The sequence below is a fragment of the Ruegeria sp. Ofav3-42 genome (assembly GCF_022347725.1).
Lineage (GTDB): Bacteria > Pseudomonadota > Alphaproteobacteria > Rhodobacterales > Rhodobacteraceae > Ruegeria.
On the sequence record NZ_JAKRGB010000001.1, the window covers coordinates 56,491 to 75,700 of the forward strand.

Annotated in this window: 18 protein-coding genes; 4 read left to right on the plus strand and 14 right to left on the minus strand. The window is 58.5% G+C overall.

Features of this window, described 5'->3' with window-relative positions:
* Positions 1–215: 215 nt before the first annotated feature.
* The 8 genes from purF to alr all read right to left on the minus strand — a co-directional run bounded on the left by purF (position 216) and on the right by alr (position 8,868).
* A complete protein-coding gene (gene purF / locus MHN28_RS00310) occupies positions 216–1,739 on the minus strand; it encodes an amidophosphoribosyltransferase (RefSeq protein WP_239334828.1) in 1,524 nt (507 codons plus the stop codon).
* Between the two features lie 634 nt (positions 1,740–2,373).
* Positions 2,374–2,973, minus strand: a complete 600-nt coding sequence (locus MHN28_RS00315) for a CvpA family protein (protein ID WP_239334830.1) — start codon at positions 2,971–2,973, stop codon at positions 2,374–2,376.
* Between the two features lie 40 nt (positions 2,974–3,013).
* The gene (gene radA / locus MHN28_RS00320) at positions 3,014–4,378 is read right to left on the minus strand and encodes a DNA repair protein RadA (RefSeq protein ID WP_239334832.1); all 1,365 of its coding nucleotides are present in this window, start codon (positions 4,376–4,378) and stop codon (positions 3,014–3,016) included.
* A 120-nt stretch (positions 4,379–4,498) separates the two neighbouring features.
* Positions 4,499–5,281, minus strand: a complete 783-nt coding sequence (locus MHN28_RS00325; protein ID WP_239334834.1) for a DNA repair protein — start codon at positions 5,279–5,281, stop codon at positions 4,499–4,501.
* 147 nt (positions 5,282–5,428) lie between these two features.
* Complete coding sequence (locus tag MHN28_RS00330; RefSeq protein WP_239334836.1) at positions 5,429–5,881, minus strand: paraquat-inducible protein A; 453 nt, start codon at positions 5,879–5,881, stop codon at positions 5,429–5,431.
* Between the two features lie 430 nt (positions 5,882–6,311).
* Positions 6,312–7,058, minus strand: coding sequence for an ABC transporter ATP-binding protein (locus MHN28_RS00335; RefSeq protein WP_239334838.1), 747 nt, complete (start codon positions 7,056–7,058; stop codon positions 6,312–6,314).
* Positions 7,055–7,837 carry an ABC transporter permease gene (locus MHN28_RS00340; RefSeq protein WP_239334840.1) on the minus strand — a complete coding sequence of 261 codons (783 nt, stop codon included), beginning with the start codon at positions 7,835–7,837 and terminating at the stop codon, positions 7,055–7,057. Before MHN28_RS00340 ends, MHN28_RS00335 begins: the two co-directional genes overlap by 4 nt.
* Complete coding sequence (gene alr / locus MHN28_RS00345; RefSeq protein ID WP_239334842.1) at positions 7,834–8,868, minus strand: alanine racemase; 1,035 nt, start codon at positions 8,866–8,868, stop codon at positions 7,834–7,836. Before alr ends, MHN28_RS00340 begins: the two co-directional genes overlap by 4 nt.
* A gap of 197 nt (positions 8,869–9,065) precedes the next feature.
* Between alr and MHN28_RS00350 the strand changes: the two genes are divergently transcribed.
* Positions 9,066–9,605, plus strand: a complete 540-nt coding sequence (locus MHN28_RS00350; RefSeq protein ID WP_239334844.1) for a GNAT family N-acetyltransferase — start codon at positions 9,066–9,068, stop codon at positions 9,603–9,605.
* 3 nt (positions 9,606–9,608) lie between these two features.
* On the opposite strand, the gene MHN28_RS00355 is transcribed toward MHN28_RS00350, so the two are convergent.
* The 6 genes from MHN28_RS00355 to MHN28_RS00380 form a co-directional block, all read right to left on the minus strand.
* On the minus strand, positions 9,609–11,099 hold the full coding sequence (locus MHN28_RS00355) for a replicative DNA helicase (protein WP_239334846.1): 1,491 nt from the start codon (positions 11,097–11,099) through the stop codon (positions 9,609–9,611).
* Positions 11,100–11,301: 202 nt separating this feature from the next.
* Positions 11,302–11,979: an orotate phosphoribosyltransferase gene (locus tag MHN28_RS00360; RefSeq protein WP_239334848.1), complete on the minus strand. Its 678-nt coding sequence runs from the start codon at positions 11,977–11,979 to the stop codon at positions 11,302–11,304.
* A gap of 143 nt (positions 11,980–12,122) precedes the next feature.
* Positions 12,123–13,304: an ammonium transporter gene (locus MHN28_RS00365; protein WP_239334850.1), complete on the minus strand. Its 1,182-nt coding sequence runs from the start codon at positions 13,302–13,304 to the stop codon at positions 12,123–12,125.
* Between the two features lie 151 nt (positions 13,305–13,455).
* Positions 13,456–13,932 carry a CinA family protein gene (locus MHN28_RS00370; RefSeq protein ID WP_239334852.1) on the minus strand — a complete coding sequence of 159 codons (477 nt, stop codon included), beginning with the start codon at positions 13,930–13,932 and terminating at the stop codon, positions 13,456–13,458.
* Complete coding sequence (locus MHN28_RS00375) at positions 13,929–14,426, minus strand: phosphatidylglycerophosphatase A (RefSeq protein WP_239334854.1); 498 nt, start codon at positions 14,424–14,426, stop codon at positions 13,929–13,931. Before MHN28_RS00375 ends, MHN28_RS00370 begins: the two co-directional genes overlap by 4 nt.
* On the minus strand, positions 14,423–15,553 hold the full coding sequence (locus MHN28_RS00380; protein WP_239334856.1) for a bifunctional 2-C-methyl-D-erythritol 4-phosphate cytidylyltransferase/2-C-methyl-D-erythritol 2,4-cyclodiphosphate synthase: 1,131 nt from the start codon (positions 15,551–15,553) through the stop codon (positions 14,423–14,425). Before MHN28_RS00380 ends, MHN28_RS00375 begins: the two co-directional genes overlap by 4 nt.
* 185 nt (positions 15,554–15,738) lie before the next feature.
* On the opposite strand from MHN28_RS00380, the gene dusB reads away from it, so the two are divergent.
* Genes dusB through MHN28_RS00395 form a run of 3 tightly spaced genes read left to right on the plus strand, consistent with a single transcriptional unit; the run spans position 15,739 to position 19,194 of the window.
* Positions 15,739–16,722, plus strand: a complete 984-nt coding sequence (gene dusB, locus MHN28_RS00385) for a tRNA dihydrouridine synthase DusB (protein ID WP_255731823.1) — start codon at positions 15,739–15,741, stop codon at positions 16,720–16,722.
* On the plus strand, positions 16,719–17,786 hold the full coding sequence (locus MHN28_RS00390) for a nitrogen regulation protein NR(II) (RefSeq protein WP_239334858.1): 1,068 nt from the start codon (positions 16,719–16,721) through the stop codon (positions 17,784–17,786). The genes dusB and MHN28_RS00390 overlap by 4 nt, the downstream gene beginning before the upstream one ends.
* A gap of 40 nt (positions 17,787–17,826) precedes the next feature.
* Positions 17,827–19,194: a response regulator gene (locus tag MHN28_RS00395; RefSeq protein ID WP_239334860.1), complete on the plus strand. Its 1,368-nt coding sequence runs from the start codon at positions 17,827–17,829 to the stop codon at positions 19,192–19,194.
* Positions 19,195–19,210 lie beyond the last annotated feature (16 nt).

The following is a 19,210-nucleotide window of genomic DNA, read 5'->3' on the forward strand; positions in this document are numbered from 1 at the left end:
AAACCGGACCCCGGAACAAAAGGGGCGTCGATGGCGGCCTATTTCGGTCGTTTAACCGCTTTGCAGAAGCCCTTGCGATTGCGTTTTCTTCATCGAAAAGTTGTGCGCGGAAACGGACCTGTCAGACTTGAAAGTCGGACAAATCAAGGCCCGAGTCGCGTTAACGAGACGGACCCAAAGTCAATTTGATTCGGTACTGTCCTTATGACCTGGACTTACCCGGACGCCAGTTTAGCCGCGTTCCAGGACCCGCCCGGAACCTGCATGTCCTGCTTCTTTTTGTTAACCCGGTTGCTGTTTTCGAGACTGTCCAAATAGTCTTCGCTTACGCTTCCGGTGATATAGTCGCCGTCAAAACACGAACAATCGAAGGCTTCGATCTCGGGATTGCCTTCCTTGGCCGCCCAGATCAGATCATCGAGTTGCTGATAGAACAGGGCGTCCGCGCCCAGTTCCTCGCGGATTTCTTCGATGTCCTTGCCGTTGGCAATCAGTTCATGCTTGGTGGGCATGTCGATCCCGTAGACATTGGGGAATTTTACCGGCGGTGAGGCGCTGGCGATGAACACCTTCTTGGCACCGGCTTCGCGGCACATCTGAACGATCTTCTTGATCGTGTTGCCCCGCACGATCGAATCGTCGATCAGCAGCACGTTATGACCTTTGAACTCCAGCGGAACGGCGTTCAGCTTACGGCGCACGGATTTCTGCCGCTCCTCTTGACCGGGCATAATGAAGGTACGGCCTACGTAACGGTTTTTGACCAGACCTTCGCGGTAGGGGATGCCTGTGGCTTTGGCGACTTCAAGTGCCACAGGACGCGCGCTGTCGGGCACGGGGATGATGCGGTCGATCTCAAGACCCGCGGCCTCGATCTGACGCGCCAGCGTTTGGCCCATACGCATCTGTGTTTTGTAGACCGAGACGCCGTCCAGCAGCGAATCCGGGCGTGCGAGGTAGACATACTCGAAAATGCACGGGGTCAGTTTCCCTTCGACCGCCTGGAACGTGTGCATATTGCCGTCCAGATCGATCAGGATCGCTTCGCCGGGCTTCACGTCACGCAGCTTGTCAAAGCCGTTGATGCCGAACGCCACGTCTTCGGAGGCAAAGGCATAGTCGTCGCCGTCTCCGTCCACGTCACGCTTGGCAACTGACAGAGGGCGAATGCCGTAGGGATCGCGGAACGCCAGCATACCGACACCGGCCACCAGGCAGATCACCGAATAAGCGCCCTGAACCCGTTCCATCGTCATCTTCACACCGGCAAAGATGTTGCGGATCGGCTCGGCGTTGCCGTTGACCTTGATGGCATCGGCCACTTTGTCGGCCAGAACATTCAGCAGGATTTCCGAATCCGAAGTGGTGCGCAGATGGCGGCTGTATTTGGCGGTGACTTTCTCTCGCTGCTCGGCTGTGTTGGTGATGTTGCCGTTATGGACCAGATAGATGCCGTAGGGCGCATTCACGAAAAACGGCTGCGCCTCGGCTGCGCTGAGCGATCCGGCGGTCGGATAACGCACATGCCCCATACCGATTTGCCCCAACAGGGTCTCGGCGTCGCTGGCGTTAAAGACGTCTTTGACCAGCCCGTTCGCCTTTTTCTCGCGAAAGTACTCACCATTATATGTGACGATCCCCGAGGCATCCTGGCCCCGGTGCTGCAGCATCAGCAGCCCGTCATAGATTTCCGCAAAGACATCATGTGTCCTGCTTGCGATCCCCAAAATGCCACACATGTACGGGCTCCAATTTCTACGACGTATTGACGTTGATTAGCGTTGCGGGTCGGAAAATCTGCACGGTGCTATCTGTAAGTATTGTCGCCCGGCGAGTGGACGGTGCAAACGCGCCAGCGTCACGAGGGCGAGCGCGAAAGAAAACAGATACAGCAAGATCGGCAGCTCCGATTCCATGTCAGTTCGGCACTCACATAATGCCTAACCGCGCCTGTGTCATCAAAGGATCACATTTGCGATTTGACGCATGCGTATTTTGCCAATCGGCACATGAAAAGGTGACACATTCACATGCATGTGATGTCATAACAAAAGTAGCAAGTTTCGCGACAGGGACAGAGTTTCGATTGGACGACGGACATGTGGCAGCACAAGCAAGGAAAAAAGAAGGAAGAGCCCGTTAAGCGCCGGTGCCATCGGTGCAGGGGTATGGGGCGCGCACCCTGTCAGATTTGCAACGGATCTGGCGAGGTCATTAAGACCCGCGATATTTATGGAAAACCGATTCATAGCCGCTGCGATGGGTGTTTCGGCTTAAAAACGATCAGATGCACGGTCTGTGCAGGCGAGGGCTTCGTCTGATCGACGTTTTTCTCTCTGGAAAAAGAAAGCCCGGCCTAGGCCGGGCTCTTATTTATTCGGTGGTGGTGGGGGCCGTCAGCTCTTCCGACGGAGCTGAGCTTTCGGTGCAGCTCGCGACCAGTTCTTCGTACTGGCGGGTCACCCAACCAAGCGCAGCTTCGGGGTTCTGCTCTTCGATCTTGTCGCTGAACTGCTCAAACACCTTGGCCGAGCGGCTTTCGTCGACAATTGTGTAAGACTGACCTGTCATGACCGTGTCGTAGACAAAGAAAGCGATGGCAACCAGCAGGATGCCGCGCGCAATGCCGAAGAAAAAGCCCAGTGCCTGATCCAGCCCGCCTAATGCGGAACGCTGCACAATCGAAGAGAACAGCGGCGTGAAGATGCTGACGATGATCAGTGCGATGGCAAACACCGCAGCGAAGCCTGTGATTACGGACAATTCACAGCTGTCGCGCAAGAAATCGCCGACCACCGGGATTTCTTTGACCAAAGGCACGGCTTGTGGCGCGAATATAAAGGCCAAAACTGCTGCCGCGACCCAGCCTGCGATGGCCAGAACCTCGCGCAGGAAGCCGCGCGAATAGGCCAGAATGCCTGACACGACGATGATCAGGGCGACAACCCCGTCAATAATTGTAAAACCTTCCATGGCCCTCGCCTGTTTTTTTTCTGCCCCTCAAGGCGCGACTTTAACCTGCTCCGAAGGTTTCGCCAACAAACCCCACCAGATCAGAAGGTCGGGTGAGTGTCAGACCTGCCACAGTACCGGTTTTGCCACCGGCCGGAGCTATGGCCGACGTGAAACCAAGTTTTTGGGCTTCTTTCAACCTGTTTTCGGTCTGCGGGGCGGGTCTAAGTGCCCCTGACAGCGAGATTTCTCCGAAAACGACTGTGTCGGCGGGCAGGGCAGTGTCTTCACGGGCGCTGAGTAACGCAGCGGCAACAGCCAGATCCGCAGCAGGTTCGCCGATTTTCAGCCCGCCAGCGACATTGAGGTAGACGTCGAGCCCGGCAAAGGGAATGCCGCAACGCGCTTCGAGCACAGCGAGGATCATCGCCAATCGCCCGCTATCCCAGCCGACGACCGTACGGCGCGGCTGAGAATGAGGGGAAGGGGCGACCAGGGCCTGCAGCTCGACCAGAACAGGGCGGGTACCTTCGATCCCGGCAAACACGACCGATCCGGGGCTGGGTGTGCCGCGCTCGGACAGGAAAAGGGCTGAAGGGTTAGTGACTTGGGCCAGCCCTTTGCCTGTCATCTCGAACACGCCGATTTCGTCTGCAGGGCCAAAACGATTTTTGACCGCACGCAGGATGCGGAACTGGTGCCCGCGTTCGCCTTCGAAATAGAGGACGGTATCGACCATGTGTTCGACCACACGGGGACCCGCGATTTGACCTTCCTTGGTGACGTGACCGACCATGATGACGGATACACCATGTCGTTTCGCAAACGTGGTCAATTCATGCGCAGCGGCCCGTACTTGTGATACCGAACCCGGTGCGCTGTCGACATTGTCGGCCCACATGGTCTGAATCGAGTCGATAATGGCGAGGCCCGGCTTCTCGGCCTCCAGCGTGGTGAGGATGTCGCGCAGGTTGGTTTCCGCCGCCAGCTGGACCGGCGCGTCCTCCAACCCCAGACGCCGCGCACGCATACGGACCTGCGCGCTGGCTTCTTCGCCAGAAACGTAGACGGTTTTCACGCCTGCACGCGCAAACCGAGCTGCGGCCTGCAAAAGCAGCGTCGATTTACCGATTCCCGGATCCCCTCCGACCAGCAGGGCCGATGCCGGGACCAGACCGCCACCCAAAACGCGGTCTAGTTCTTCTACGCCGCATAAAGTGCGAGGTGGTGGTGTTTCCTCGGTCGACAGGTCCGTGAGTGCAATTGACTGACCGCGTTTGCCACCGAGGGATTTCTTAGCAGGGCCAGCCGAAAGGGGTACGTTCTGGACGATGGTGTTCCATTCACCGCATGCGTCGCAGCGCCCGGACCAACGGGTATGCGTTGCGCCACAGGCCGAACAGGAAAAAGAAGTCGTTTTTGCCATGCGGCCCTTGGTGCCCGAGGTTGGGCGGTTCTTCAAGCCCTTGCGGGCTTTCCTCACCGCCGGTGGGGCGCCGTGTCCTCAGGCCCGATGGGCCATCGTCCACGGTGGGCGCTGAAGCGCCTACTCCGCAGCGCGGGGCGGTGACATTGCTATGACGCTCGACTTCTTGGATTCACGTTCGTCCGAGGCCGATTGCAGCTGTGCCGACAATTCGGGCAGCAGTTCGAACAACTCGTCCCGAAGACGTGCCAGTTGCGACTTGGCAATGGATTCTTCCATCTCAATATCATGGGTCCATTGGCGCAATTCATGCTGGATGACCTGCGCTTCTTCGATCCGCTTTTGGAACAATTCGATCTCTTCCTGCCGCTGCTGCAGGAACATGCGGGCGCGGGTCACGCGGGCATCGCCATAGGTTTCTGCCAGTTCCTGGCTGATATGGCTCATTTGCGCGGCCAGTTCGAGAATTTCCGGCTCGAGCGATTGCAGGTCCGGGTGGTGGCGCAGGAAGGCCATCCTCTCCTTAACTGCGTCAAACTCTGAGGACATCATGAATGTATCGCCACGGTCGGCATGATGAGCCAGCTGATAGGCCTGGGAAATGTCATGCATGTTGAGTGCGAATTTCCGATGGGAGTTTTCCAGAGACATCATCCGGGCATTTGCGGGCAGATAAAACGCCAGCATGAGAATCAGTACCGTCAGGCCGATCTGGATATACATACCGGCGTCCACGACGGGTCCGGTGCCGAATCCGGCTTGCATTGAGAGCCAGGGTAAGACGCCCAAAGCAGACAAAAGGCACGCGCCAACTGAGAATATCGCCGTGGTGCATATCAGGAAAAAAGTCAGTCTTAAAAAGGCATTCTGAAATTGCAATGTGATGTTGTGGAGGGCTGTCATGATAGACGAACTCCTTTAGGAACCGGAACAAACCAGCCCAAAGCGGAGAACAACTAACGCACACAGATTGATCCGCTAAGGACCGAAACTACAAATTTTCACTGCTCGAAATATAAAGATGATACTCAGATGAGTGTTTTCAATCAATTAGTTCTGAGGATTTCGTGAACTGCGTGTCATTTCGGTAATGTGGCCCAATGCGATTGAGGCCAAAATGCATGCTGTGAACAGGTACAGACCCCATGCGGTTTCGATGGTCGCGTAGGAAATTCCCTTGGCCAGAGTGATGTAAAGCGCGATGAGGAAGATGTCCGCCATGGCCAGTTTCCCGAGGATGTTCAGCACGGGTTGCACACGCGGGTCCAGCAAGTCCCACTGGATCAGGGCGGTGCCGATGGTTTTTATGTAAGGAGCAAACAGGGCGAAGATGGTGACGATCAGCGCCAGAAAGACGTCCGATTTCCACAAGGACTGGAGGCCGATGATGACGCTGATCTCGCTGAGGCCGAAGATTGGGAGAAGCCCTGCGCGCATCAGCGGGGCGAACCATGCGATGGGGTAGAGGATCAGCAGCGAAAGGGTGGCGAGGCGGAGAGTCATGTGTGCGTTCATTTTTTCTGGTTTGAATCGCATACGCACTATCCGTCAAAGTCAGATTTGCCCGACTTTGCTTCTTTTCTTTTTAGCTTAACAAATTCCCAAAACATAAAGATAACTAGAAGTGGGAGCATGATCTCAACTATTGCGTCCAACTGCTCGACCCGCTGCATCTCATTGTAATATTCTGGGAAAGCAAATTTCCATGCTACCAGAGGTGCAAAACACACAAGTGCCTTAAGTCCCACGGAGTTAAGGGTGTAGAACTCTTTGATAAGGTTAAGAATTGCGTGCAATTAGTTAGCCTCCAGAATTCTAGCGGTAAACATACAATGATCGCGCGGGCCGCTTTGAAGATGGGCAGACGAAACTACAATGGCAAGAAAATTATCGGAGCAAAAATTGCGGATAATACCAGTGCGCTTCTAATCTTTTACCGCACCGCCTCAATCGGCCCTTCCGCACTGCCACTGATGAACTGCTCGACATAGGGATCGCCCGAGGCGTCCATCTGGCTGGCGGGACCGGTCCACTGGATGACGCCTCCGTGCAGCATGGCTACGTTGTCGGCAATCGCACGGACCGAGCTCATATCGTGGGTGATGGTCATCGCGGTGGCGCCCATCTCGGTCACGATTTCGCGGATCAGGTCGTTGATGACACCGGACATGATGGGGTCGAGGCCGGTTGTGGGCTCATCGAAGAAAATGATCTCGGGCTCGGCGGCGATTGCGCGGGCTAGCCCCACGCGTTTTTGCATCCCGCCTGACAGTTCGGACGGGAAGCGGTCGGCGACGTCGGATTTCAGGCCCACGCGGCGCAGTTTCTCAATCGCGATCTCGCGGGCGTATTCGGCAGGGCGCTTCAACGGGCCGCGCAGCAGGCGGAAGGACACGTTTTGCCAGACGGGCAGGGAGTCGAACAGTGCAGCCCCCTGAAACAGCATCCCGAAGCGGGCCAGAAACTTGTCGCGGTCGCCTTTGGTCGCGTCTTTGCCGTTGACGTAGATCATGCCACTGTCGGGTTTGATCAGACCCAGAATGCACTTCAACGCCACGGATTTCCCGGTGCCAGAGCCGCCGATGATGACCATCGACGTGCCTTTGGGGATCTCAAGGCTCATACCCTGCAGAACCTGATTGTCGCCAAAAGCCTTATGTACGTTCTCCATCCTGATCATACCGAGAAGAACACCCCTGTAAGAATGAAGTTGGCGGCCAGGATCATAATCGCGGCAGATTCGACCGAGGACTTGGTGGCCCGGCCCACGCCCTGAGCGCCCCGGCCAGAGTTCATGCCGTAGTAACAGCCCATGATGGCCGCGATCAGGCCGAAAGCGGCGCCTTTGACCAGCGACGACACGATGTCTTTGGCCTCAAGGAAGTTGACGGTGTTTTGCAGGTAAGTCGCCGCGTTGAAGCCCAGATTTTGGGTCGCGACCACATATCCGCCTGCGATGCCGATGATGTCTCCGATCCCGACCAGAATGGGCACCGTGATCAGGGCGGCCAGTACACGCGGGGCGGTCAGGTATTTCATCGGGTGGGTCGACAGGGTGACCAGCGCGTCGATCTGCTCGGTCACTTTCATGGTGGCAATCTCGGCAGCGATGGATGAGGTCACGCGCGCGGCGATCATCAGGCCGACCAGAACGGGCCCAAGCTCGCGCACCATGCCGATGGCGACGATCTGAGGCACCACGGCCTCGGCATTGAAACGCGCGCCGCCTGCGTAGATTTGCAGGGCGAGCGCTCCGCCGGTGAAGATGGCGGTGAGCCCGACGACCGGCAGAGACAGCCAGCCGACGTTCATCAGGGCGACCAAGAACTCGCGCGGGTAGAATGGTGGCCGAAAAATGTGCGAGATCGCGTCCAGCGCGAACATCGCCACCTTGCCGAAGGTGGCGAGCAGGGACAGGACAGCGCGGCCCAGCCCACCCAGCGCGGCCAGAGGGTTCATTCCACGTAACCCCGGGAATAACGTGCGCCCAGCGACGTTAGGATCTCATACCCGATCGTTCCAGCGGCTTCGGCCAGATCATCGACGGTCTGGTGGCCATTCAGGATGCGCAGGCGTTCCGGGTCTTCGGGCAGGTCGGTGACGTCGACCGTGATCAGGTCCATCGAAATGCGTCCAACCACGGGGCAGGGTTGGCCGCCGGCGAAGGCGTCGATTCCACCACCAATCGCCCGGTGCAGCCCGTCGGCGTAGCCCGCAGCGACGGTCGCGATACGCGACGGACGGCGCGCGGTCCAACTGTTGCCGTACCCGACCGACTCACCAACTTCGACAGGACGCACCTGAATGACGGGCAGATCGACTGTCACAACCGGTTTCGCATCGGCAAACGGCATGCCGCCGTAAAGGCCGACGCCGGGGCGGCAGAATTCAAAATGGAACTCGGCTCCAAGCAGAGTACCGGCAGTCGCAGCCAGGGACCGCGGAGCAGCAACGCCTTCGGTCATTTCCCGGAAGGTCTTCAACTGCTGGCGGTTCATGGGGTGGTCGGGCTCGTCCGAGCAGGCAAGGTGGGACATAACGACGACAGGGTTCAGGGGCTCGGCCTTCGGGCGCAGTTCGGCCCAGTCCGCAGGCTCCAGTCCCAGGCGGTTCATACCACTGTCCAACTGAATGCCAAAGGGGCGATCCGGCAATGCCTGCTGGTGGCGCAGAAACTGCTCGGGCGAGTTGATCAGCGGCGTCAGGTCGTGGTCGCGCAGCAGATCGGTGTCGCCTTCCATATGGCCCGAGAAAATGCCGATCATCGGACCGGGGCCGATGGCCTTGCGCACAGCTGCGCCTTCCTCGGCGACGGCGACAAAGAACTTGCGGACGCCTTCCTCGGCCAGGGTCGCAGACACCGGTCCGGCCCCCAGGCCATAGGCATCGGCTTTAACCACGGCGCCGGTTTCGACATCCGTTTTTGCGTCGAGCGCCCGCCAGTTGCTGGCGAGCGCCTGAAGATTGATCGTCAAACGTGCGGTACTCATGGCACTGTTCATGACATTGGAATGCGGCAGGTCAAGGGGGTAAGCGGCGATTATCGCAATCTTGGCCGGGAAGTTGGGCAACTAACGGCCAGTCGTGCAAGGCATTGGCGAAAAAGAGGTTGTACTCTCTCGTTCGAGTCTCAACCTTGTGCTTATGTGGCGGTGTTGCAGGCCGCAGGGTATGAATCGAGGTCGTGATGAATTTTACCGCTGAGAAACAGAAATGGGTCGACACATTGCCCGATCTGTTCAGACAGGTTTTTGCCGCCTCTGAAGGCGAGGATGAGGGGAAAGCAATCGGTGCGTTGGTGACGGATTTGCTGTCCACCACACCCGACGAGGATCTGATTGCGGCCATCGCTCAAGATGGTCCCGAGCCGCTTGGATGCATCTTGTTTTCGCGCCTGCGTTTTGATCAGGATCCGCGTCTGGTGTTTCTGATGTCACCAGTTGCCGTGCGCACGGATCGGCAAAAGTCGGGTATCGGCCAAAGGCTGATCCGCTTTGGATTGGATGAGTTGCGTCGTCACAGCGTGGATTTTGCTGTGACCTACGGCGATCCCAAATATTACTGCAAAACAGGGTTTCACCTGATTACCGAACAGTTTGCCCGCGCGCCTTTGCCCCTGAGCCATCCCCACGGCTGGCTGGGGCAGTCGTTGACAGGTGCCGAGATGGCACCCTTTGAGGGGCCATCTCATTGTGTCAGTGCGTTTAACCGACCTGAACTTTGGTAGGGATCAGTACCCTTCGATCTCGCCGCCCTGTTGCCAGGGCTTGACCAGGTTGCCAAAGCGGGTGAACTGCGCCTCAAACGAAAGCTCCACCGTTCCGATGGGGCCGTGACGCTGCTTGCCGACGATGACTTCGGCCTTGGCGTGCAGGCGTTCCATGGCCTGCTTCCACTCTTCCATCTTTTCCAGCTCGTGATCGCCGGGCTTTTCGCGTTCCTTGTAGTATTCCTCGCGGAACACGAACATCACCACGTCGGCGTCCTGTTCGATCGAGCCCGATTCCCGCAAGTCGGATAGCTGCGGGCGTTTGTCGTCCCGGCTTTCGACCTGACGGCTAAGCTGGGACAGTGCGATGACCGGGATATTTAGTTCCTTGGCGATCGCTTTCATGCCCATCGAAATCTCGGCAATCTCGTTGACCCGGTTGTCCGCCATACCCCTGCAAAGCTGCAGGTAGTCGATCACCAGCAAGTCCAACCCATGGGTCCGCTTCAACCGACGCGCTCGTGCGGCGAGCTGCGAGATCGGCAGGGCAGGCGTGTCGTCGATGAACAGGGGGCAGGCTTCCAGTTCCTTGGCAGCGTCGACGAAACGGCGGAATTCGGCTTCGGTCATGTCACCCTGGCGGATCTTGTGGGAAGAGATTTCCGATGCTTCGGCCAGAACACGTCCGGCCAACTGCTCGGCGCTCATTTCAAGTGAGAAGAACCCGACCACGCCGCCATCAATCGCGCCCTCAGTTCCATCAGGTTTCAGCCCGCGTTTGTATGCCTTGGCGACGTTGAACGCCACGTTGGTCGCCAACGAGGTTTTCCCCATCGACGGACGACCCGCAAGGATGATCAGGTCGGATGGGTGCAGACCACCCAGTTGCTTGTCCAAGTCGGCCAGACCGGTGGAAATCCCCGCCATGCCACCACCGCGCTGGTACGCTTCGTTGGTGACGTTGACGGCTTCTGTGACCGCCTTGAGGAAGGATTGAAATCCCTGTTCGGTCTGGCCCTGCTCGGATAACTGATAGAGTTGTTGTTCGGCCTCGACGATTTGTTCTTTCGGCTCGCTGCTAACGTCGACCCGCGCCGCCTTGTCCGAGATGTCCCGGCCCAGCCGGATCAACTCGCGCCGGATGGCGAGGTCATAGATCATCTGGGCGTAGTCATGGACCGCGAAAGCACTGATCGAAGCCCCGGCCAGCTTGACCAGATAGGCCGGGCCGCCGAGTTCCTTCAGGCCCTCATCTTCGGCCATGAAGGATTTCAGCGTCACCGGTGAGGCCAGCGCATTCTTGGCGATGCGTGTGGCCGCGACCTCGTAAATCCGGGCATGGACCGGATCATAGAAATGTTCCGCCCCGATGATCGACGCAACCCGGTCGTACAGGTCGTTGTTGGTCAGAATCGCACCCAGAAGCTGTTGCTCGGCCTCAATGGAATGCGGCATGGTTTCGGCGTTCTGAATCTGAGCCGCCGCCTGCTCGATGCTGCTTATCTCGTTCATTGCTGCTCTCACCATCCCCTTGGGACAAGGTCCATAGCGCGGCCTTGCCCATTGGGGCAAATTGTATGTTTTCTGGGGATATTCTGTGTATATCTCCCGACCCCACCATCTTGAATTGGAAAGGGGTCAGGCGTCAACATATTGTGTGAATGCGGTCATATTTACCGCGACTGTTTCCGGTGTGAAAACAGTTTTCGTCGCGTCACGCTTTGTTTGCTTCCTGCCAGCCCCGCGGGTCGTTCAGGAACGCTTCGACGGCTTCAAGTGTCTCCTTGTCAAACGCTTTCTGCGCTTTGGCTTCGGCCAGCACATCCCACCAGGTGCATAGGTGGTGCAATTGTACGCCGTTGTCGCCCAGAGTCTTTTCCGTCTCAGGGAAGATGCCGTAGTAGAAAATTACCGCCGTGTGCCCACAAGTCGCGCCGGTTTCCCGGATTGCGTCTACGAACGACAGTTTCGATCCGCCATCGGTGGTCAGGTCCTCGACCAGCAGCACGCGCTCACCTTCGCTCATCGCGCCTTCGATACGGGCGTTGCGACCATAGCCTTTGGGTTTCTTGCGCACATAAGTCATCGGAAGCGCCATGCGTTCTGCAACCATCGCCGCGAAGGGGATGCCAGCGGTTTCGCCACCTGCGATGTTGTCGAACGCCTCAAAGCCTGCGTCTCGCATCACGGTGACGGTCAGGAAGTCCATCAGGGTCGAGCGGGTACGCGGGTATGAGATCAGCTTGCGGCAGTCGATATAGGTCGGGCTGGGCAGGCCACTGGCCAGCGTGAACGGCTCGCGTGAATTGAAGTGAACGGCCTTGATCTCCAGCAACATCCGCGCGGTCAGGCGGGCGATTTCGGTGCTGTCGGGGAATGAACTGGGGATCATGACGGGACCTCTGGGCTGAAATGACGTTGCGGGCTGATAGCCCGTCCCGCGACCCAGAGTCGAGAGGGTGCGCGCAAAAGAAAAGCGGACCTCACGCAGAGGTCCGCTTTTGCCCTTGCGGGCAAGTGGCAGCCAAGGTGGGCTTAGCTGCTCATGTCATAGGCACGCTCGCCGTGTACCGACAGATCGAGCCCGTTTGTTTCGGTCTCTGCGTCTACGCGAAGCGGGGTGATCAGCGCAACCACCTTGATCAACACAAATGTGACAACTGCCGTAAAGACACCCACGATCACCAGCCCGCCCAACTGCGCGGTCCATGTACCAAGGCCGAATGCAGCGATCATGATGGTGCCAAAGATGCCACCGACACCGTGCACGGCGAACACATCCAGCGTGTCGTCGATGTTCAGCTTGTTGCGGATGATGTTGACGGCTTCCTGACACAAAACACCGGCCACGGCACCGATGATCAGCGCCTGCACCGGATCGACATAGCCGGAAGCCGGGGTGATCGAGGCCAGACCGGCAATCGTACCGGTGACCAAACCCACCATCGACGCTTTGCCATACCTGATGCGCTCGTACAGCGCCCAAGTCAGAGACGCTGTGGCGGCCGAGATATGCGTGACGGTCATCGCCATCGCAGCACCACCATCTGCCGCCAGTTGCGAACCGCCGTTGAACCCGAACCAACCGACCCACAGCATTGCGGCACCGACCATGACATAACCGGGGTTGTGCGGAGGAGTCGTGCGGTTGCGGCGCGGGCCAAGCACGATAGCGATGATCAGCGCCGCCAGACCTGCTGTTTCATGCACCACAATGCCACCGGCAAAGTCTCGGACGCCGATTTCACCCAGAATGCCGCCATCTGTCAGAATGCCGCCGCCCCAGATCCAGTGAACAACCGGTGCGTAACACAGCAGCATCCACAGGCCCGAGAAGATCAGGACAAAACCATAGCCTACGCGTTCCACATACGCGCCAACGATCAGGGCCGGGGTGATGATCGCAAAGGTCATCTGGAAGGCAAAGTACAGAACCTCGGGCAGGGTACCCGCCAAGCTGTCAGCATCGACACCGTTCAGAAAGGCTTTGCCCAAACCGCCCCACAGGCCCGAGCCGCCGTCGCCAAACGCGATGGAATACCCTGCAACCAGCCACAGAATGCTCATCAAGCAGGCGATTGAGAAACAGTGCATGAAAACACTCAGCACGTTGCGGGCGCGCACGAGGCCACCATAGAACAGGGCCAGGCCCGGCAATGTCATGAACAGGACCAGTGCGGTTGCTACTATGATCCAGGCGGTATCGGCTCCATTCATCAGCCGGTCTCCTCTTCAGCTTGCGTAGCGGGCGTTGAAGCCGAGAGTGAACGGGGAAAAAAGAGGCAGCCCCTAAATTTGGCGCCTGTTTTAAGGGCTTTTTGTCAACCGGTGATTAAATGGGCGTCCTAAAGCGCGTGATGCTCTAATTTTATGCAAGTGACAAAAGTCCCTGCGAAAGCAGCGCCAAAGCATGATCGCGTGCGGCGCGGCGGACATTGTCACGACCCAGCGCGCCAAATTCAACCGTCTCGGTAAGCGTCTGCTGGCTGTCAGAGGCCAGCCCGAAGCACACGCGCCCCTCGGGTTTGAACTCTGACCCGCCGGGGCCAGCAATACCGGTGATGGAAACCGCAAGCTGAGCGTTGGAGTTTTCCAACGCCCCGTTTGCCATTTCATGGGCGACTTCCTTAGAGACCGCGCCATGCGCGGCCAATGTGCCTGCGCGAACGCCCAGCATCTGTTGCTTGGCCTCATTTGTATAGGTGACGAACCCTCGGTCAACTACGGCTGAGCTGCCGGGAATATCCGTCAGCGCAGCGGTGACCATGCCGCCAGTGCAGCTTTCAGCAGTGGCAATCATGACACCTTGTGCCTTGGCGCGGTCGAGGAGGGCGGCGACATTCATAGGCCCAGAACTCCGTGCGAAATCCCCGCAAGGATCAGGACACCTATGCCGGCAAAGACGCCCGCGATTACGTCGTCCAACATGACGCCCATCGCATCGCCCTTACGATCCGCCCAGCCAACTGGACCGGGTTTGGTGATGTCGAACAGGCGAAACAGAAGGAACCCTGCAATCCAGCCGGGCCAGAGGTCGGTAATCTCGATCCCATGCGCCCATGACGGGTACGATATGGCCCAGAGGGCGATGAACTGCCCAGCAACTTCGTCTATGACGATTTCGGACGGGTCGTGATCTTCCCGTCCTGCGGTCATCACCTTGGTGGCCCACAATCCACCGAAAAATACGGCAAGCGTGGTGATGACCAGAAGGGGGAAGCCGCCGAGCGTGTGCAGTATCCACGCCAGGGGCAGGGCGGCCAGGGACCCCCAGGTCCCGGGTGCGGGGCGAAGATATCCAACGCCGCAAACCGTTCCGATCAGGCGCGCGGTATTCATGATTTCACCAGACAAGCTGTGGCCAGCGAAGCGATGCCTTCGCTGCGACCTGTAAAGCCCAGGCGTTCAGACGTAGTCGCCTTGACCGAGACCTGATTGGCGCGCAAGCCCATAATCCGGGCCATTTCCTCGCGCATGGCAGGTGCGTGGGGGCCGATCTTGGGATATTCACAGACTAGTGTGCAGTCGACATTCGAAATGGCGTAACCCATCTGCCCGGCCAGTTCGACCGCGTGGCGCAGGAAGATCTCGCTGGCCGCACCTTTCCATTGCGGGTCGGAAGGTGGAAAGTGCTGGCCGATGTCGCCCTTCGCCAGTGCACCATAGATCGCATCGGTTACGGCGTGCATGCCGACATCCGCGTCCGAATGACCCTGAAGGCCCCGCTCATGCGGCACTTCCACACCGCACAGGATCACGTGATCACCGTCGCCGAACCGATGCACGTCGTATCCGTTGCCCAGTCTTACATCCATATCCGTTCCCAATATGCGTTCCGCCCGGGCAAAATCCTCGGGTCGGGTGATTTTGATATTATCGGCGTCGCCAGCCACGATGGCCACGTTCAATCCTGCGGCTCGCGCGACTTCCACGTCATCTGCCGCTGCACCCGGATGGGCCGTGTGCGCTGCGACAATTGCGTCGTAGTGAAAGCCCTGTGGAGTTTGCGCGGTGAACAGGCCGCTCCGATCCTGCGTTCCCGTCACGACGGCACCGTCACCGGTCCAGAGTGCATCGGTCACAGCCAAACCCGGCGCGGCGGCTGTATGCGTGGTCAAAGCGTTCAGAACATCCTGAATGGTCTGACCGCTGACACAAGGCCGGGCAACGTCGTGTATGAGGACATGTTCAACTTGCAGGCCCTTTAGGGCGCCTAACCCATTCCGCACGGAACCTGCGCGGTCACTGCCGCCTGCAGTCAACAAAAGGTCTGTGCCCGAGAACTCCTCCCACGCGGATGAATCATCTTCAGACAACACAAGTACGATATGGTCGACCTGTCCGCGAAACCGGTCGATGGTCCAGTCCGCCACACGGCGACCAGCAAGTGGCCGCCACTGCTTTGGAACAACCCCTCCGGCGCGCAACCCGCGTCCTGCGGCGACGATGATGGCGGCGGTGGTCATGTGGGCAATCTCTCCGGATGATTTGAGGCATTGTTTAGGGTGCGGTGAATGCAGAGGCAATCACCCACGTAATGCTGCACAAAAAATAGGCAAATGATGATTTTGCAGGCTTGTTTGCTGCCGTTTTGTTGTTCATATGCGGTGAATTCGATATCAAAGCCGCAACTGCCCAAGGATTAAGCACGTTGACTCTGCAACTCGCTGACAAAACCCTCAACCCGCCTGTGATGCTGGCCCCGATGGCCGGTATCACCGACCGGCCGTTCCGCGATCTGGTGATGCGCTTTGGCGCGGGCATGGTCGTAAGCGAAATGGTTGCCAGTCAAGAAATGGTACAGGCCAAGCCAGGTGTGCGCGAGCGCGCGGAGTTATCCGCAGACGTCGAAAACACCGCCGTTCAACTGGCCGGGCGTGAGGCGCACTGGATGGCTGAGGCTGCCCGTCAGGTCGCCGACCGTGGCGCACGGGTGATCGACATCAACATGGGCTGCCCGGCAAAAAAGGTCACGAACGGGTACTCCGGATCAGCCTTGCTGAAAACGCCGGATCACGCGCTGACGTTGATCGAAGCGGTGGTCGAGGCCGTTGATGTCCCGGTGACGCTTAAGACCCGTTTGGGGTGGGATGACAGCTTACTGAACGCGCCGGACGTGGCACGCCGGGCGCAGGATGCGGGTATTCGGATGGTCACGATTCACGGACGTACCCGGTGCCAATTCTACAAGGGTCACGCGGACTGGCTCGCGATCCGGTCGGTGAAAGAGGCGGTTTCGATCCCCGTCATCGCGAACGGAGACATCGTGGACAGTGCCGCCGCGCGCACGGCTTTGCATCATTCCGGCGCGGATGGGGTCATGGTCGGCCGAGGTGCACAGGGCAAGCCATGGCTGCTGGCCCAGATGTGCCACGACCTTTATGGCGCGCAGGCGCCGGTTGTTCCTGCGAACGGCGAGCTTATCGACATGGTGCGTGGTCACTACGAAGCAATGCTCGGCTTCTATGGTACCGATCTGGGCCTGCGCGTGGCGCGCAAGCATCTGGGTTGGTACATGGATGAGGTCGGAACTCCGGCCGCGCTGCGCCGTTCGGTTTTAACGTCTCGCGACACGGCAGAGGTCTTGCGCCTCCTGGGGGACGCGCTCAGCGGCGATGCGGAGGCAGCGGCATGAACTCAGATCAAAGCATCTGGACCTCGCTGCCCGTTCCGGCCTTCATCATTGATGCCGAAGATCGGATCGCAGACGTGAATTCCGCGGGTGAGGGATTTCTGAACGCATCCCGCAAGGCGGTCATCGGACACCCGGTCTGGGATCAGATTGCCGTTGATGCGCCGCTGGAAGAGGCGTTTCTGCGCGCGCGCGAATATGGCACGCCGCTGTTTGTAAATGACGTGGATGTCGGGTCGGGCAATCGCGCGCCGTTGCAATGCGCATTGCAGATCGCGCCGCTGCTGGGACATCCGGGATCGATGATCATGACAATGTCCCCGCGTGAGATGGCGGGGCGGATGACACGGGGCAATACCGTAAAGTCGGCGGCGCAATCCGCGATTGGCATGGCCGAGATGCTGGCGCATGAAATCAAGAACCCATTGGCCGGAATCACCGGCGCAGCCCAACTTTTGAGTATGAATATCAGTCAGCAAGACCTTGAACTGACTGATCTAATTGTGGCTGAAAGCCGCCGTATCGTGAAGCTGCTGGAGCAAGTGGAACAGTTCGGGAACCTGTCGAAACCGGATTTCAAACCCGTCAACGTTCATGACGTTCTTGACCGGGCACGACGCTCGGCGCTGCTGGGGTTCGGCGCGCATATGACAATTGTCGAGGATTACGATCCCTCGCTGCCCCTGGCCTACGGTGATCCGGATCAGCTTTTGCAGGTGGTGCTGAATCTTCTCAAAAACGCCTCCGAAGCGGCTGATCCCAAAGGGGGCACCATTCGTCTGCGGACGTATTTTGAACATTCCTTTCGCCTGCGACGCAGTGATGGGTCGGGATATTCTCTGCCCCTGCAGATCGAAATCATCGACGACGGGCCGGGACTGCCGGACAAAATCCGAAGCGATGTTTTTGATCCGTTCGTATCTGGCAAGGAAAACGGCACCGGCCTTGGGCTGGCGCTGGTCAGCAAGATTATCTCGGACCATGACGGCTGGATTTCCGCCGAGTCGGTTCCCGGCAACACAGTTTTTCGCCTGTCCCTCAGACGGGCGCCTCGTGACACAACGTAAGGCAGCTGGCCGAACGGCCGGAGACTAAGGAGAGCACCCGATGGATGGAACCGTACTCGTCGCAGATGACGACCGCACGATCCGAACCGTACTGACACAAGCCCTGACGCGGGCCGGGTGCAAGGTGCATGCGACATCCTCGCTGACAACTTTGATGCGCTGGGTTGGTGAGGGAAAAGGCGACGTCGTGATCTCGGACGTTGTCATGCCGGACGGGAACGGGTTGGAGATGCTGCCAAAGATCGCTCAGGATCGGCCTGGGTTGCCGGTTATTGTCATCTCGGCTCAGAACACGATCATGACGGCCATTCAGGCGGCTGAGGCTGACGCTTATGACTATTTGCCCAAACCTTTCGATCTGCCGGACCTGATGAAGCGCACCGCGCGCGCGCTAGAACAGAAGCAGCGCGTACAGGCGGATGCGGTTGCGCCTGCGGAAGACCGGCCCGAGGAACTACCGCTGGTCGGACGCACACCGGGGATGCAGGCGCTTTACCGGCTTGTTGCGCGGGTGATGAACACCGATCTTTCCGTGATGATTTCAGGTGAAAGCGGGACTGGTAAGTCATTGATAGCGCGAGCTATTCACGACTTTTCTGATCGGCGCACTCTACCGTTTGTGACCGCGACCGCCGGTGATCTGCGTGATCTGGAGGGACCTGCGCGCGTTATGGCGCGGGTGCGCGGTGGTACGCTTTTAATCGACGAAATCGCTGATATCGAGGATGAGCTTCAGGCCCGAATCGTCCGTATGATGGATACGCCCGGCGACCATGTTCCGCGTTTCATGGCGACCAGCCAATCGGATCTGAACGGGGCGATGGAGAGCGGTCGTGTCCGTCAGGACCTTTATTACCGGCTGTGCGGCGCAACCATCCATGTACCGGCGCTGCGCGAACGTGTGGATGATATCACCTTGCTGGCTGATCACTTCCTCGCCCGTGAAGAACGCGAACAGGGCATAAAACGCTGGCTTAGCCCAGAGGCCGTGGAACTGGTCCGGCGATATTCCTGGCCGGGGAATGTAAGGCAACTGGAAAACGCGATCCGCCGATTGAGCCTGACCAGCCGGGCCGAGGAAATCTCAAGAGCCGAGGTCGAGATGGTATTGGGCAGCCAGCCCGAGGCTGAACCGGTGCTGGGCGATGGAGAACGCGAAAAATTGTCGGCCTCGGTCGCCCGCCACCTGCGCCGCTATTTCGATCTGCATGGCAATTTATTGCCACCGCCGGGCCTGTATCAGCGCATCCTGCGTGAGGTCGAAGCCCCCCTGATAGAACAGGCACTGGACGCAACTGGCGGAAATCAGGCGAAATGTGCGGATTTACTGGGGATCAACAGAAATACGTTGCGCAAAAAAATTACAGATCTCGATATTCAGGTGACACGGCGACGCAAACTGATGTAATATCGCCACACAAAGC

Coding starts and splice junctions, on each gene's coding strand:
- purF (WP_239334828.1), bottom strand. CDS start 1,739: ATGTGTGGCATTTTGGGGATCGCAAGCAGGACACATGATGTCTTTGCG.
- MHN28_RS00315 (WP_239334830.1), bottom strand. CDS start 2,973: ATGGAAGGTTTTACAATTATTGACGGGGTTGTCGCCCTGATCATCGTC.
- radA (WP_239334832.1), bottom strand. CDS start 4,378: ATGGCAAAAACGACTTCTTTTTCCTGTTCGGCCTGTGGCGCAACGCAT.
- MHN28_RS00325 (WP_239334834.1), bottom strand. CDS start 5,281: ATGACAGCCCTCCACAACATCACATTGCAATTTCAGAATGCCTTTTTA.
- MHN28_RS00330 (WP_239334836.1), bottom strand. CDS start 5,881: ATGACTCTCCGCCTCGCCACCCTTTCGCTGCTGATCCTCTACCCCATC.
- MHN28_RS00335 (WP_239334838.1), bottom strand. CDS start 7,058: ATGATCAGGATGGAGAACGTACATAAGGCTTTTGGCGACAATCAGGTT.
- MHN28_RS00340 (WP_239334840.1), bottom strand. CDS start 7,837: ATGAACCCTCTGGCCGCGCTGGGTGGGCTGGGCCGCGCTGTCCTGTCC.
- alr (WP_239334842.1), bottom strand. CDS start 8,868: ATGAGTACCGCACGTTTGACGATCAATCTTCAGGCGCTCGCCAGCAAC.
- MHN28_RS00350 (WP_239334844.1), top strand. CDS start 9,066: ATGAATTTTACCGCTGAGAAACAGAAATGGGTCGACACATTGCCCGAT.
- MHN28_RS00355 (WP_239334846.1), bottom strand. CDS start 11,099: ATGAACGAGATAAGCAGCATCGAGCAGGCGGCGGCTCAGATTCAGAAC.
- MHN28_RS00360 (WP_239334848.1), bottom strand. CDS start 11,979: ATGATCCCCAGTTCATTCCCCGACAGCACCGAAATCGCCCGCCTGACC.
- MHN28_RS00365 (WP_239334850.1), bottom strand. CDS start 13,304: ATGAATGGAGCCGATACCGCCTGGATCATAGTAGCAACCGCACTGGTC.
- MHN28_RS00370 (WP_239334852.1), bottom strand. CDS start 13,932: ATGAATGTCGCCGCCCTCCTCGACCGCGCCAAGGCACAAGGTGTCATG.
- MHN28_RS00375 (WP_239334854.1), bottom strand. CDS start 14,426: ATGAATACCGCGCGCCTGATCGGAACGGTTTGCGGCGTTGGATATCTT.
- MHN28_RS00380 (WP_239334856.1), bottom strand. CDS start 15,553: ATGACCACCGCCGCCATCATCGTCGCCGCAGGACGCGGGTTGCGCGCC.
- MHN28_RS00390 (WP_239334858.1), top strand. CDS start 16,719: ATGAACTCAGATCAAAGCATCTGGACCTCGCTGCCCGTTCCGGCCTTC.
- MHN28_RS00395 (WP_239334860.1), top strand. CDS start 17,827: ATGGATGGAACCGTACTCGTCGCAGATGACGACCGCACGATCCGAACC.